At 45.1% G+C, this 13,973-nt stretch carries 14 protein-coding genes, 1 pseudogene and 1 other annotated feature; of the genes and pseudogenes, 14 read left to right on the top strand and 1 reads right to left on the bottom strand.

Translation table 11 applies throughout. The features are described from left to right. A pseudogene (locus tag ACFSVM_RS14330) lies at positions 1-1,577 on the top strand (collagen-like protein); the annotation flags it as partial. 95 nt (positions 1,578-1,672) lie between these two features. Here ACFSVM_RS14330 and serA read toward each other — a convergent pair. Continuing rightward, entirely contained in the window at positions 1,673-3,268 is a 1,596-nt protein-coding gene (gene serA / locus ACFSVM_RS14325; protein ID WP_076312915.1) for a phosphoglycerate dehydrogenase, read from the bottom strand. 200 nt (positions 3,269-3,468) lie between these two features. Further along, positions 3,469-3,704 (bottom strand) — a binding site (T-box leader). A gap of 219 nt (positions 3,705-3,923) precedes the next feature. Here serA and ACFSVM_RS14320 point away from each other — a divergent pair. The 13 genes from ACFSVM_RS14320 to der all read left to right on the top strand — a co-directional run bounded on the left by ACFSVM_RS14320 (position 3,924) and on the right by der (position 13,970). Then, entirely contained in the window at positions 3,924-4,517 is a 594-nt protein-coding gene (locus ACFSVM_RS14320) for a CPBP family intramembrane glutamic endopeptidase (protein WP_076312914.1), read from the top strand. Beyond that, positions 4,514-4,906, top strand: coding sequence for a hypothetical protein (locus tag ACFSVM_RS14315; protein ID WP_090723953.1), 393 nt, complete (start codon positions 4,514-4,516; stop codon positions 4,904-4,906). Before ACFSVM_RS14320 ends, ACFSVM_RS14315 begins: the two co-directional genes overlap by 4 nt. Positions 4,907-5,016: 110 nt before the next feature. Beyond that, the gene (locus tag ACFSVM_RS14310) at positions 5,017-5,367 is read left to right on the top strand and encodes a hypothetical protein (RefSeq protein ID WP_076312912.1); all 351 of its coding nucleotides are present in this window, start codon (positions 5,017-5,019) and stop codon (positions 5,365-5,367) included. Between the two features lie 200 nt (positions 5,368-5,567). Beyond that, positions 5,568-6,185, top strand: coding sequence for a genetic competence negative regulator (locus tag ACFSVM_RS14305; protein ID WP_076312911.1), 618 nt, complete (start codon positions 5,568-5,570; stop codon positions 6,183-6,185). A gap of 39 nt (positions 6,186-6,224) precedes the next feature. Continuing rightward, positions 6,225-6,920: a glutamic-type intramembrane protease PrsW gene (gene prsW / locus ACFSVM_RS14300; protein WP_090723955.1), complete on the top strand. Its 696-nt coding sequence runs from the start codon at positions 6,225-6,227 to the stop codon at positions 6,918-6,920. Positions 6,921-7,030: 110 nt separating this feature from the next. Beyond that, a complete protein-coding gene (locus ACFSVM_RS14295) occupies positions 7,031-7,180 on the top strand; it encodes a hypothetical protein (RefSeq protein WP_177178677.1) in 150 nt (49 codons plus the stop codon). 83 nt (positions 7,181-7,263) lie between these two features. Further along, positions 7,264-8,607 (top strand): germination protein YpeB, encoded by a 1,344-nt coding sequence (gene ypeB / locus ACFSVM_RS14290; RefSeq protein ID WP_076312909.1) that lies wholly within the window; start codon positions 7,264-7,266, stop codon positions 8,605-8,607. 121 nt (positions 8,608-8,728) lie between these two features. After that, the gene (locus ACFSVM_RS14285; protein WP_090723957.1) at positions 8,729-9,382 is read left to right on the top strand and encodes a flagellar brake protein; all 654 of its coding nucleotides are present in this window, start codon (positions 8,729-8,731) and stop codon (positions 9,380-9,382) included. 75 nt (positions 9,383-9,457) lie between these two features. Continuing rightward, positions 9,458-9,691: a hypothetical protein gene (locus tag ACFSVM_RS14280; RefSeq protein WP_090723958.1), complete on the top strand. Its 234-nt coding sequence runs from the start codon at positions 9,458-9,460 to the stop codon at positions 9,689-9,691. A gap of 97 nt (positions 9,692-9,788) precedes the next feature. Then, positions 9,789-10,493 (top strand): (d)CMP kinase, encoded by a 705-nt coding sequence (gene cmk, locus ACFSVM_RS14275; protein ID WP_076312906.1) that lies wholly within the window; start codon positions 9,789-9,791, stop codon positions 10,491-10,493. Next, positions 10,490-11,080 carry a lysophospholipid acyltransferase family protein gene (locus tag ACFSVM_RS14270; RefSeq protein WP_076312905.1) on the top strand — a complete coding sequence of 197 codons (591 nt, stop codon included), beginning with the start codon at positions 10,490-10,492 and terminating at the stop codon, positions 11,078-11,080. Before cmk ends, ACFSVM_RS14270 begins: the two co-directional genes overlap by 4 nt. A 128-nt stretch (positions 11,081-11,208) precedes the next feature. After that, positions 11,209-12,429 carry a 30S ribosomal protein S1 gene (rpsA, locus tag ACFSVM_RS14265; protein WP_090723959.1) on the top strand — a complete coding sequence of 407 codons (1,221 nt, stop codon included), beginning with the start codon at positions 11,209-11,211 and terminating at the stop codon, positions 12,427-12,429. 218 nt (positions 12,430-12,647) lie between these two features. Next, positions 12,648-13,970, top strand: a complete 1,323-nt coding sequence (der, locus tag ACFSVM_RS14260; protein ID WP_076312903.1) for a ribosome biogenesis GTPase Der — start codon at positions 12,648-12,650, stop codon at positions 13,968-13,970. The last annotated feature ends 3 nt before the right edge of the window (positions 13,971-13,973 follow it).

Below are 13,973 nucleotides of genomic sequence, written 5' to 3'. Positions count from 1 at the left end.
GAGCTGGGGTAACGGGCAGTACAGGTGCGACCGGAACAGGTGTGACGGGAGAGACGGGTGCAACAGGAACAGTAGGAGTAACCGGAAGTACCGGAGCCACAGGGATCACAGGTCAGACAGGAGCCACCGGAGAGACGGGTGCAACAGGAACAGCAGGAGTGACAGGAAGTACCGGAGCTACGGGAATCACAGGTCCGACAGGCGCGACCGGAGAGACGGGCGCAACAGGAACAACGGGAGTGACGGGAAGTACCGGAGCTACGGGAATCACGGGTCTGACAGGCGCGACGGGAGAGACGGGTGCAACAGGAACAGCAGGAGTCACCGGAAGTACCGGAGCAACAGGAATTACAGGTGTGACAGGAGCCACCGGAGAGACAGGCGCAACAGGAACAACGGGAGTGACGGGAAGTACCGGAGCTACGGGGATCACGGGTCTGACAGGTGCAACAGGAACAACAGGAGTGACAGGAAGTACCGGAGCTACGGGAATCACAGGTCCGACAGGCGCGACCGGAGAGACGGGTGCAACAGGAACAACGGGAGTGACAGGAAGTACCGGAGCAACAGGAATTACAGGTCCAACAGGAGCCACTGGAGAGACAGGTGCAACTGGAACAACGGGAGTGACAGGAAGTACCGGAGCTACGGGAATCACAGGTCCGATAGGAGCCACCGGAGAGACGGGTGCAACAGGAACAGTAGGAGTCACCGGAAGTACCGGAGCTACGGGGATCACGGGTCTGACCGGCGCGACCGGAGAGACAGGCGCAACAGGAACAACGGGAGTGACAGGAAGTACCGGAGTCACGGGAACCACTGGACTAACAGGAGCCACTGGAGAGACGGGTGCAACAGGAACAACGGGAGTGACAGGAAGTACCGGAGCAACGGGTATCACGGGTCTGACAGGCGCGACCGGAGAGACAGGCGCAACAGGAACAGCAGGAATGACGGGAAGTACCGGAGCCACGGGAACCACTGGACTAACAGGGGCGACAGGTGCAACAGGAACCACTGGCTTAACGGGTACAACTGGGGCAACAGGTCTGACGGGAGCAACAGGAATTACAGGGGCTACGGGGACGATCGTAGGAACTGATGGGTTCTCCGCGTTTCTTCCTGCGGTGTCTACTTCGACTAGTACTCAATTGACAGGATGGACAGTCACTGCCCCTTATTACGATAGTGCGACATTTAATGAAGCTACAGGGAACTTTACAGTTCCGACAACAGGCCGTTATACGATTAATGCGACCATCAATTATTCTACTACCGCAGCACTCTCTATTTCCTTAGGAGCAGGAGTTAATCCCGCATTTGTTGTGCAAAGAACCTCGCCAACAACGACACCATTGATAAGTGGATTATTCCCTGTTCTCAACGTTAACGTGGCCTTAGTTCTTACTTTAAGAGCCATTCTCGGAAATGGAACGGTCACACTAACAGGGGATGTACAGCTCACGGCAGGTGACGTTATAGGGCTCTTCTACGCAGCTAATGGCTTAACTGTTGCTTTGGATCTTGGTGGAGCGGGTACTCCAGGGATTGTGTGGTCCATCCACCGTATTTCATAACATCCTATAAGTATAGGTACCTCCATTTCAAAAAAAAGAGCTGGCCGAATGGCCAGCTCTCTTCATGCTTCATCTGTAACTATGATAGCTTAGTCTTATTTTTTGAGAATAATTTCTTTGGCAGAGTTCAGCTCAGGCAACTGAGTGAGCTTCTCAAGGACTTCCTTAGGAACTTCCTTGTCGACAGTCAGGATCATGATAGCTGCTCCACCCACAATTTTCCGTCCTACCTGCATGGATGCGATATTAACATCGTTCTCGCCAAGCAGAGTACCAACGCGGCCGATAATACCCGGTTTATCGTTATGTGAGATGAAGATCTGATGCTCTTCCGGTGCAAAGTCGACAGGGAAATGATCAAGTCTTACGATCCGCTCGCCGTATCCCGCAAGTAAGGTTCCAGCAATACGACGTTCTTGTTCCTTCTGATTTTTGAGCGTTACGGTAATCAGATTAGTAAATCCTTTTGTACGAGGTGCTTGAGATACGACTACATTAATCTCCCGAGTCTTGGCAAGATGCAGGGAGTTAACGATATTCGCCTCGCTTCCAAGATGGCGTTCAAGAATCCCCTTCAAAATGTAACGCGTCAACTGCTGAGTGTCCACCTCAGACAATTCTCCTGCATAATCAACATGGATCTCTTGAACAGCTTCATTAGAGATTTGAGCAGCAAAACTACCCAGAGTTTCACCCAGTTTGAAATAAGGCTGGATTACATTCATGACACTTGCTGCAACAGGAGGCATATTTACCGCGTTTTTGAACGGTTCGTTACGCAAGATATGAAGCACCTGCTCCGATACGTCAATTGCTACATTTTCCTGCGCCTCAACAGTGGATGCACCAAGATGCGGAGTTACAATAATTTTAGGATGAGTCAAGAACGGATGATCCGCTTGAGGGGGCTCACTTTCGAATACGTCAAAAGCAGCTCCTGCCACGATTCCTTCGTCAACCGCCTCAACGAGTGCCATTTCATCAATGATCCCACCGCGTGCACAGTTAATAATTCGCATACCTCTTTTCATAACCTCGAATTGAGGACGCGCAATCATATGCTTGGTCTCAGGTGTCAGTGGTGTATGCACCGTCATAAAGTCGGCCTGACGCACAATTTCATCCACGCTAGCAAGAGTGATTCCCATCTTCTCAGCACGTTCTTGAGTAAGGAATGGGTCATAGCCCAGAATGTTCATACCGAATGCTTTGGCTCTCTTCGCGACCTCACTTCCGATTCGGCCCATACCGAGTACGCCAAGCGTCTTGTTTCTTAGTTCAACGCCAAGGAAGGTTTTGCGATCCCAGGTCCCGTTAATGGTCTTGGCATAAGCTTGAGGAATATGTCTGGCCAAAGCCATCATCATGGCAAAAGTGTGTTCACAAGTGGTAATCGTATTACCGTCAGGTGCATTAATAACGATAATACCTCTCTCTGTAGCAGCTTCCAAATCAATGTTATCGACCCCTACACCTGCACGCCCAACAACCTTCAGGCGACTTCCTGCCTGCATAATCTTACGCGTTACTTTAGTCTGACTGCGGACCAGAAGCGCATCATAATCACCGATAATTTGTACAAGCTCCTCTTCGCTAAGTCCCGTTTTCTTGTCAACACTTACATCTTCAGCATCCACCAGCTGCTGAATTCCCAAATCACTGATCGGATCAGATACCAATACTTTTAACATGAATCTCTTCCTCCTTGATCATTGTAACTAATATAGATTAAGAAGCGGCGCTCTAATATAACATTTGAGCAGGGCCATTTCATAAACTCGGTAAAATAGTAATGCGTCGCAGTAATAGAGTGTGATGCTGTAAGGATTTGTACTTCGTGAAAATAATCTGAATACACAAAAAAACTCCCAATCCTCATACTATCTCCATAGTAAGGGACGAGAGTTGTCGTGGTACCACCCTAATTCGCGATTGCTCTCACAAGCAAAAGCCTCAATGGTCATTTATACATGACCGGATTCTTAACGGGAATCATTCGATTGCACCTACTTAACGTTCAATGCAATAACTCAGGAGTGCTAAAGGTTCTCCGATTAATTACCGATTTCCACCTGCCATCGGCTCTCTGTTATATTACCCGGACCTTCTCTCCGTCTTCGTATTTCGTATTCATATTGAATTTTTTCATAATGTATCATGGGTTACATCACCATGTCAATAGTTGACCCACTAAACAAGATGAACGTCGTTAAACGTCGATTTGCCTCTTGTATAGACAGCTCTTTGGATGTGTTTCTTGAATCTCTCATCTATTTTGGCTATCATTTAATTAGACTACTATTGTTCAGTATACAATTTTTAGAATAGGAGTAAGAAGAGGCGATAATGAAGAAACAACAGCGCAGGAAATTTAAGTTGCAAAGGATAGAGCCTCATCAACTGACAGATCGCCTTTTGCTTATCAACTTGTATTTGACTCAGGGACTTACCCTGATCATCGGACTGGTATGGATTTTTTTTCAGCAGCGAAACCCGCTTGATCTCCTTGCACTGCCGGATGGATGGAGCTTTGTCATATACGGCTTAGGTCTTGCTGCGGTTATGCTCATCATTGATTTTCTCTTATCATCCTTCATGCCCGAGGACAGCATGGATGATGGTGGAATTAATAACATGCTGTTTCAGAACAGGCCGATCTGGCATATTGTATGTATAGCGGCTATTGTCTCTGTCTGTGAGGAATTATTGTTCAGAGGAGCAATTCAGCATGCCTTTGGTCCCTATTGGACAAGCATTATTTTTGCATTGATTCACTTCAGATACCTTAATCATTGGCTCCCAACCGGTTGGGTATTCTTGTCAAGTTATGGTTTGGGATACATCTATGAGCAATCCGGAACACTATGGGCCCCAATACTGTGCCATTTCTTAATCGATTTGATATCCGGACTCGCCATTCGTTTTCGGAGGGGAAAATGACTAATCAACTTAGCAGGGCGGAAACATACGGCCATCGTAAAAAGAGAGAAACCAAGCAGCGAAGCAAGAAGGATCATCATCAGCCTAATAAACCGACTCGCAGTAATAACACGGCAAAGAGCGCACAGCACAACTTATCAAAGAAGGTAGCTTCTGCTCCTGCTACATTATCAAGAGTGCAGAAGAAACAGCAGCCTAATACAAAAAAATCATCGCAAAAAATACAGGAAGCAGAAACTCTTCCTACAAGATCTGACTTATTTCCTTCACAGCGAATACGTCTAAGCAAATGGTTTGTTAATTCGCTTATTATCATATTTATATTGCTCACTGGAGCCCTTGTGTATTGGGGAATCATAGGCGCACCGCCGCTTCGAACGTTGCTATGACTTATAAAGTTTTAATCATTTGGAGAACTTCCTGTATTTAATACGCATGAGTTTGTCGACATAAGCGAACAATAGATGTGCATTAATCATACAAGGAGGTTTTTATCAATATGAGAACATCTTCTTTTCTGCTCGGTATAACACTGGGTGCTGTCGCAAGCTCGCTGCTCGCTAGAAATGTACACATGCCTACATCAGGGGATGCCCGCAGAATGCTGAACAACACGAAGGAAAAGATGATGGACATGACCTTTCCTGGTATGGAAAGCATGCTGAGCAAAGCAGGAATTGACTCACATGTCATTGATGCAAAAAGCACAGTTGTCAAACATCAGGTTTCACCGAAAGAAAGAGAAGAGAACATGAACTTGATCAAATCCTTTATTCGATCAAACCCAGATGTCAAAAAAGAAGTCGAGCAAGTGCTTAAAGAATCACACACGGTGATTCCAGGCGTGTAAAAAAGCAAGGGATTTGACATGGAATCATTACAGATCCTTTTTTAAAAGGGCTGCTAATGATTCTTTTTTTATCATTTTTATTGCGTGCAATTGTGGGTATAAAATGATAACATACTTACATAATCCATTTTCAGCACACAACACGAAATAGCAACATATTTTATTTATAACACATGCATGATACAAGGGGAGGATCCTGTATGAAAATAGAACGCTTAAGCCACGATAAGATACGGATTTTCCTTACTTTTGACGATTTAAGCGAGCGAGGCATCCAAAAGGAAGATATGTGGCAAGAGGAGCCTAAAGTTCACGAACTGTTTACAGAAATGATGGATCAAGCATATACAGAACTTGGATTTGATGCTACAGGCCCACTAGCTGTTGAGGTTTTTGCTTTGCCTGCTCAAGGAATGGTCGTTATTGTGACCAGAGGGAAATATGATCGCGAACGTTATGGCGCAGGGCATGAGGATGACATCGCGGATGAAATTTACGAAATGGAAGTGACACTGGAACAGAGCGATTCGGTCATGTACACTTTCAAGGATTTTGAAGTTCTGATTGAAGCAGCTCATATGCTTCGCAATAAAGTGACTGGAGCCGGTCGGTTGTATCATTATCAAGACAAATGGTTCCTGCACCTTGAACCGGATGAAGTTGATACAGAGCAGCACGGTGCGTTAATTGCTCTGCTTGCTGAATTTGGAGAAGGAAGCTCGGTGACGACGGCAGTCCTTCAGGAATATGGAAAGCTGGTAATGGCGGAGAATGCGGTCGCCACAATTTGTGAGCATTTTAAACGTCATGACGCATAATAAATAAATGTTAAGGAAAACAATTTGGAGGGATGAACGGTGCTTCTGTTTTCGGTCTTAACCGCAGCAATTGCTCCGGGACTCGCCTTGCTGACCTATTTCTATCTCAAAGACCGTTACGATGCAGAGCCGCTTCATGTCGTTATTCGGATGTTTTTTTTCGGTATGCTGACCGTATTCCCAATTATGATTATCCAGCGGGGACTTGAACTATGGCTTGGTCATAATCCATACCTTCATGCTGGGCTCATCTCAGCGGGTGTGGAAGAAGTGATTAAATGGCTCGTTATGTTTCATTTCATTTATCACCACACTGCGTTTGACGAACCCTATGATGGCATCCTTTATGCAGTAGCCATATCACTTGGATTTGCTACAGTAGAGAATGTATTGTATTCATGGGCTGGAAATGCCTCATTTGGACTTATGCTGTTTCGTGCTCTATTACCGGTCTCGGGACATGCGATGTTCGGCGTTATTATGGGGTACTACACAGGCAGAGCCAAGTTCTCTGACTCCCAGAAACTTAGGAACAAATTCCTCGCCATGTCTCTCATCTTGCCAATATTCTGGCATGCAATATATGACATTGTGCTGAATAAGGGTGGAGGCTGGTATTGGTCTATTCTTCCCATTATGGTCATTCTCTGGTATGGAGGGATGGGCAAGGTTTACCGGGCGAATAATCGCTCTCCGTTTCGATTCGTTAAGCGAGAAGAAGAGGTTAATCTGTAATTTATATGGACACACTTGTTGTATTCAAGCAGTTTTCAAGCTGCTTACAACGAGTGTGTTTTTTTGTTGTCTACAATGAATTTAAATGTGAAGAGGAAGGTGGCTTATTAATGAGAGTGAAGGTAAGGATCCGCTGCAAGCAGTGCGGCGAAAGATTTGTGCTCCGGGGAAAGAAGGAACGTGGAAAGATCGAGACCGGCTTCAAGCAATGCATTTGTGATAATCGAGATCGGTTTGAGATTGAAGAGGACGTAATTTGAATTTTAAGTACGATGATGAATAAGCTTCCTTTCTTCTTGTCACAATAAGGTCATCTTACCTGAAGGAAGGAGTAACGATTAAGATGTACAGACGAATAAGCTCGGTTCTGTTTCCTATTGTGACAGTGCTGCTCATAGGTGCTATCATCTGGGGATATCAGCTAAACCAGCAAAAGAACAGCGTCATGGTTCAATCCGAGAATCATTATCAAAGAGCGTTTCACGACTTATCCTATAATATGGACCGGATTCACTCCGAGCTGGGGAATACACTTGCGGTCAGCTCTGCATCTGAAGGGATGCACCGAAAGGGGCTTATGAATGTTTGGAGGCTGAGCAGTGAGGCGCAGAACGAGATCGCGCAGCTTCCAATCAGAACACTTCCATTTACGGAAACTGAGGAGCTGCTATCACGCATTTCCAAGTTTGCTTACCAAGCATCGATTCGTGATTTAACGAAAAATCCGTTGACGGATGAAGAGAAAAAGAACTTGCAAACCTTGTACAAAAATACGGAAGAGATTAACAAAGATCTGGATAATGTACAAATGAGCGTACTCAATGATCATCTGAAGTGGTCGGATGCTGAAATGGCGATGACGAGTGATAAAGAAGTGAAAAATGGAATTGTGGATGGCTTCCGCTCCGTCAATAAAAAAGTCGGGGAATATCCGCCGCTTGAATGGGGGCCTTCGGTATCGAGCTTGTATGAACAGCGCCAGGTTCGCAAATTGAACGGTGTACCAGTTACCACTGCCGATGTTAAACGCAAAGCACAAAAATTCGCTGACCTGAATCAAGAAGAGATTCAAGTGACGGAGAACGGAAAGGGAACAGATCACAGATCTTATACCGCTTCGGCCGTTCATCCGAACGGACATAAAGTAAGTATGGATTTTACTGCTGACGGTGGTTTGCTTATTTCTTACAATGATGAGAGAGAAGTGGGTCCGAAGAAAGTCGACCGAGAAACGGCAATGAATAAGGCAGATCAATTTCTGGTGAAGAAGGGCTATCGCGAGATGGAGGCGGTTGCTTACAATGAATACGATAATCTCGGGAATTTCACCTATGTTCGTCAGCATGAGGATGTACTTGTGTATCCCGAAAAAATTACGGTGCGTGTAGCTCTTGATAATGGTGAGGTCATCGGCCTACAGGCGACAGAGTTTCTGAATGAACACCAAGAAGATCGGAAATTTGACGCACCGAAAATGAAAATGAAGGATGCCAAAGCGAAGCTGAATCCTGACTTCAAAGTCAGCATGGTTCGTAAGGCGCTCATTAAAAATGAGTTCAGCGATGAAGTGATGTGCTATCAGTTTGTAGGCAAAATTAATGGTTCGCAGTATCGGATCTATCTGAACAGCGATACAGGTATAGAAGAAGCGGTAGAGGTTGTGCCAGGACAAACCAACCGTTTATAGTGTTACTAAGGTAAGCTTCTCTCTTGATAAGAGAGGAGCTTATTTGCATATACGTATGATCTTCATCACATGGTATAATATCCCTTAGTGTTATGAATAAGCTCTAAGGTGGAGATTGGCATTGAATCCGAAAGTAAATGAAGTTTTATATGTTCAAATTCCTTCAACAGAGGACAAAGAGAAGAAGCTGGAATACAAGTCAAGAGTAGCCGAGGTTGAAGAAGATTCGATTAGTATAGAAGTGCCCATGCTTGAGGGTAAGTATTTGCACCGATTGAGACTAGGAGATGAACTGGCGGCTAGTTTTGTGTCGGAAGGCGGAGTTAAGCATTTTTTTAATACATATGTCACAGGATTTAAAGAGGATGTTATTCGACTAATCAAGATACGCAGACCTTCTAAAGATGAAATATCTCAAGTTCAGCGCCGCAATTATTTACGCGTTCAGGCGAAGCTGGAGCTCGCTGTCAAATTCAAGCATGACTTCACAAGATTCTTAGCCTATACAGATGATGTAAGCGGGGGAGGACTTTCATTCTTTGAACACAACAGTTACAGTTTGGAACAAGGACAGAGCCTGTCGTGCTGGTTATTGCTTCCCTACAAAAATGGTGAGATTGAGCATGTCCCCTTTGAAGCTTCTGTCGTAAGAATTCAAGAGCTGGAAAGCGGAAGACGCTTAGTTATGTTAGAGTTTATAAGTATCACAGATATGGAGCGCCAAAAAGTAATTAAATACTGTTTTGAGCGTCAGTTGGATTTTCGCGGAAGATAAAAGAAGCCACAGAACAGAATAAGCTAGTCTCTCCCAGGGCATAATTTACCAAACTCTAAGTCGGAGGGACTGCAGATGAGCCGCGATCAGGAAGCAAGTCAGGAATATGAGAAGTTGTTCGCCGAATTCAGCAACAAAATAGAGCATGTTATCAAGCGGATCATAATCGGCCTAATAACCCTGCTGGTTATTATTCAAATACTGCTCCATATACCCGGGCTTGCCCCTTTATTATCCCCTGTATTCAACATGGAAGGAATTCCTCTTCAGCCCGCTTTACGATCTGAAATTAGGGGTAATGAAGAGTGAACGCTTTTGCATCAGCGTAGGTTGTGTGGTATAATTTTCACGTCGCAGGCAATGCCTGCTTTTTTCTTGAGGCTTAAGTTTGAGGAGGAATGGCCCGTTGACAAGCCAGAAAGCAGCAGAGAACGGGAAGTTGAATGTGGCTATTGACGGTCCGGCAGGTGCGGGAAAGAGCACAGTGGCCAGACGTGTGGCGAGTGAACTCTCATACATATACGTAGATACCGGAGCCATGTATCGAGCGGTTACCTACTATATGCTTCGCCATGAAATTGAACCGGAAGATGTAGATTCAGTTCTTAAGCACTTACGGGAGCTCAGCATAGAGCTTGTCCCGGATGCGAATGGGCAGAAAGTACTCCTTAACGGTGAAGATGTGTCGGGACCTATACGATCAAGAGAAGTAACCGGGATTGTGTCTCTATATTCTCAGATTGAAGATTTGAGAGCACATCTTGTTGAACTGCAGAGAGTTATGGCGCTCCGTAAAGGAGTGGTTATGGATGGCAGAGATATTGGTACTACCGTGTTGCCAGATGCAGAAGTGAAGATTTTTATGACTGCCAGCGTTAAGGAACGTGCACTTCGGAGGTTCAATGAATTGGAGAAGACCGATGACCTGACATTGGAACAGCTTGAATCAGATATTGCTGCTCGGGACAAGCTTGACCAGGAACGGGAGATTTCTCCACTCCGTCAAGCAGATGATGCCATCGTACTAGATACGACTTCGATGAGTATTGATGAAGTTGTTGAGCATATTGTGTCACGCTGTTACGAAGTCGGGAGAGAGGTCGATTTATGATTTATTCAATCGGTCGGGGTTTGCTGAGATTCATTTATACAGTATTATTCCGTTTAGAAGCTGTAGGAAGAGAAAATATTCCCCGTGACGGTGGAGTGGTGTTATGCTGTAATCACATCAGTAATTACGATCCGCCTACACTTGGGATTAAGATTGAACGCAAGGTAAGGTTTATGGCGAAGAGCGAGCTTTTTGATATTCCGGTCCTTGGCCCTGTCCTGAAGGCTGTTGGTGCTTTTCCTGTAAAGCGGGGAGGCGTCAGCAAGGAATCGATCAAGACGGCCCTTAACATACTGCGAGACGGACAAGTGCTCGGTATTTTTCCACAAGGCAGCCGCAACAACGATGGAGGAATTGGCAAGAAGGGGGCAGCGAGCTTCGCTTTGCGCAGCGGCTCAGCAGTGGTGCCGGCGGCAATCATCGGTGAATATAAGCTGTTCCGCAAGATGAAAATTGTCTATGGCAAGCCTGTAAATCTTGATGAGTTTAAAGATGATCCTTCAGGTGATGCGCTTGAAAGGGCTACAGAGAAGATTATGTCCAAGATTGACGAGATGACCAAGACGGGAGTACCTTCTCAGCCATAATAAACGCAGATGCATGATTCATTATATTTTATGGAAAGCTACGATTAACAGGTTTATGCAGTAATGTTTTGAACTCTGCCTTGGCAGGTTTAAATAAATGGGGTTTTTGAATTGAGGAGGGTATTGATATGTCGGAAGAGATTAAAAATCAAGAAGTAACAGAAGCAGCAACCCAAGATGAGCTGGATTCATTCGTATCTTTGAAAAAAGGGGATACTGTTAAAGGAACCATTGTCAAATTGGAGGATAACCAGGCTTATGTAAGCATTGGATATAAATATGACGGTGTGATTCCAGTTCGCGAGCTTTCTTCCCTGCAAGTGGACAACATTGGCGATGCTGTACAAGTAGGCCAAGAGGTAGAGTGCAAGGTAGTAAGCATCGATGATGAAAAAGAAAGACTGGTTCTTTCCAAACGCGCTATCGACAGCGAAAATGCTTGGGAGCAGCTTGAGAAACATTTCGAATCTGGTGAAGTATTTGAAGTTACCGTTTCTGATGTTGTAAAAGGCGGCGTGGTAGCAGACGTAGGCGTACGCGGATTTATCCCTGCTTCTATGGTAGAACGCCATTTCGTTGAAGATTTCAGCGACTACAAAGGACGTACACTTCGCGTTAAAGTTAAAGAGCTTGATCGTGAAGCGAATAAAGTCATTCTTTCTCAAAAAGATGTACTGGAAGCTGAGTTCGAAGCGAACAAACAAAAAGTGATCGCTGAGCTGAAAGAAGGCCAAGAAATCGAAGGAACCGTACAGCGTTTGACTCAATTCGGCGCATTTGTTGATGTAGGCGGCGTTGATGGTCTGGTTCACGTTTCCGAGATTGCTTGGAATCATGTGGATAAACCAGCTGATGTCCTTTCCGAAGGCGATAAAGTCAATGTTAAGGTTCTGAAAGTGGATCCTGAGAAAGGCAAGATCAGCCTTAGTATCAAGGCAGCTCAACCGGGTCCATGGGAAACGGCTTCTACGCAATTTAACACGGGTGACATCGTGTCTGGTGTTGTTAAACGTCTCGTGCAATTCGGTGCGTTTGTAGAGATCGCTCCAGGTGTAGAGGGTCTTGTTCATATTTCCCAGATCTCTCATAAGCATATCGGGACTCCAAATGAAGTGCTAAAAGAAGGTCAAGAAGTGCAAGTGAAAATTTTGGAACTCAGCACTGCTGAACAGCGTGCTAGCCTGAGCATCAAGGAGACAGAAGAAGCTCCGGCTCCAGCTGCTCGGGCAGAGAAGTCCAAAAATGCACCTCGTGAGGAAATCGACAACCCTAACGTTTCATTGAGCAACCAAGGACTTAGCATTACACTTGGTGAGCGTTTTGGCGACAAGCTTAGCAAATTTAAATGATCATCACTTTAACATAAGATTTATATCTGGCAGTGTATAGTGGCTAATGGAATTGGCGAACCCTCCGGGGTTCGCCGATTGTCGTTCGAAACGTGTTTTTTAGGATAACAAGGTCACAAAATATATACGTTTTGTTTTTGAATCTTTAGTTCTATGTATATAAATGAACTATTTTTTGCTATGATATGAGCGTAAGATGTGACAGGAGGAGTGTATTTATGGCAAGACCCGTTGTGGCTATAGTTGGGCGACCGAATGTGGGGAAGTCAACAATCTTTAACCGTATCATCGGCGACCGGCTGGCCATTGTGGAAGACAAGCCGGGCATCACCCGTGATCGGCTATATGGTGTTGCAGAATGGAACGGCAAGCCTTTCAGCGTCATCGATACCGGAGGTATTGAAATTGACGGTGAGGATGTTATTATCAAATCCATCCGTATGCAGGCTGAACTCGCCATCGAAGAAGCGGATGTTATTGTATTTATGTGTGACGCGAAGACAGGTGTTACGCAATCAGATGAAGAAGTAGCTCAAATGCTGTATCGCTCAGGCAAGCCGGTAATTGTAGCTGTTAACAAAGTGGATAATATCGGTCGAAGCGATCTGATTTATGAGTTCTACTCTTTAGGTTTCGGGGATCCAATTGGTGTATCAGGAAGTCATGGTACCGGGATTGGCGACCTGCTGGACGCCATTACGAACAATCTGCCTGAACTTGAAGAGGACCAATATGATGAGGATGTTATTCGGGTTGCTCTGATTGGACGTCCGAATGTAGGAAAATCCTCATTGGTTAATGCGATTTTGGGCGAGGAACGAGTGATTGTCAGTGACATTGCGGGTACGACCCGGGATGCCATCGATACTCCGTTTGAAAAAGATGGACAACGTTATGTATTAATTGATACGGCGGGTATGCGTAAACGCGGTAAGGTATATGAAACGACCGAGAAATACAGCGTAATGCGTGCGATGCGTGCGATTGAACGAGCAGATGTTGTTCTCATCGTGATTAATGGTGAAGAAGGCATTATCGAGCAGGACAAGCATATTGCAGGGTATGCGTATGAGGCGGGTAAAGCCTCCTTGTTTGTTGTGAACAAATGGGATGTTGTAGACAAGGATGACAAAACAATGCATGAGTTTGAGAAGAAGATCCGTGATCATTTCCTATTCATGACGTATGCTCCTATCGTATTTTTGTCTGCAAAAACGAAACAGCGTTTACAAAAATTGCTTCCTGTTGTGCAGCATGTATCTCAGCAGCATGTTATGCGTGTACAAACACATCTGCTTAACGATGTTGTATCCGATGCAGTTGCAATTAATCCGCCACCAACGGATAAAGGAAGAAGGCTGCGGATTAATTATGTAACACAAGTAGCCGTCAAGCCTCCGACAATCGTTGTATTCGTGAATGATCCAGAATTAATGCATTTCTCATATGAGCGCTACTTGGAGAACAAAATTCGTGCTGCCTTTAATTTTGAAGGTACACCGATCAGAATATTTACTCGGCGCAAGTCTGATGAGAGTTAGGAG

This window comes from Paenibacillus shunpengii (assembly GCF_042684905.1).
In the GTDB taxonomy this organism is placed as follows: domain Bacteria; phylum Bacillota; class Bacilli; order Paenibacillales; family Paenibacillaceae; genus Paenibacillus; species Paenibacillus shunpengii.
Note: the sequence above shows the minus strand (reverse complement) of the source record. Positions and strands in the feature narration are given on the sequence as shown.

Coding starts and splice junctions, on each gene's coding strand:
- ACFSVM_RS14310 (WP_076312912.1), top strand. CDS start 5,017: ATGAGAACATCTTCTTTTCTGCTCGGTATAACACTGGGTGCTGTCGCA.
- ACFSVM_RS14295 (WP_177178677.1), top strand. CDS start 7,031: ATGAGAGTGAAGGTAAGGATCCGCTGCAAGCAGTGCGGCGAAAGATTT.
- ACFSVM_RS14280 (WP_090723958.1), top strand. CDS start 9,458: ATGAGCCGCGATCAGGAAGCAAGTCAGGAATATGAGAAGTTGTTCGCC.
- ACFSVM_RS14305 (WP_076312911.1), top strand. CDS start 5,568: ATGAAAATAGAACGCTTAAGCCACGATAAGATACGGATTTTCCTTACT.
- ACFSVM_RS14270 (WP_076312905.1), top strand. CDS start 10,490: ATGATTTATTCAATCGGTCGGGGTTTGCTGAGATTCATTTATACAGTA.
- rpsA (WP_090723959.1), top strand. CDS start 11,209: ATGTCGGAAGAGATTAAAAATCAAGAAGTAACAGAAGCAGCAACCCAA.
- serA (WP_076312915.1), bottom strand. CDS start 3,268: ATGTTAAAAGTATTGGTATCTGATCCGATCAGTGATTTGGGAATTCAG.
- ACFSVM_RS14320 (WP_076312914.1), top strand. CDS start 3,924: ATGAAGAAACAACAGCGCAGGAAATTTAAGTTGCAAAGGATAGAGCCT.
- ypeB (WP_076312909.1), top strand. CDS start 7,264: ATGTACAGACGAATAAGCTCGGTTCTGTTTCCTATTGTGACAGTGCTG.
- ACFSVM_RS14315 (WP_090723953.1), top strand. CDS start 4,514: ATGACTAATCAACTTAGCAGGGCGGAAACATACGGCCATCGTAAAAAG.
- der (WP_076312903.1), top strand. CDS start 12,648: ATGGCAAGACCCGTTGTGGCTATAGTTGGGCGACCGAATGTGGGGAAG.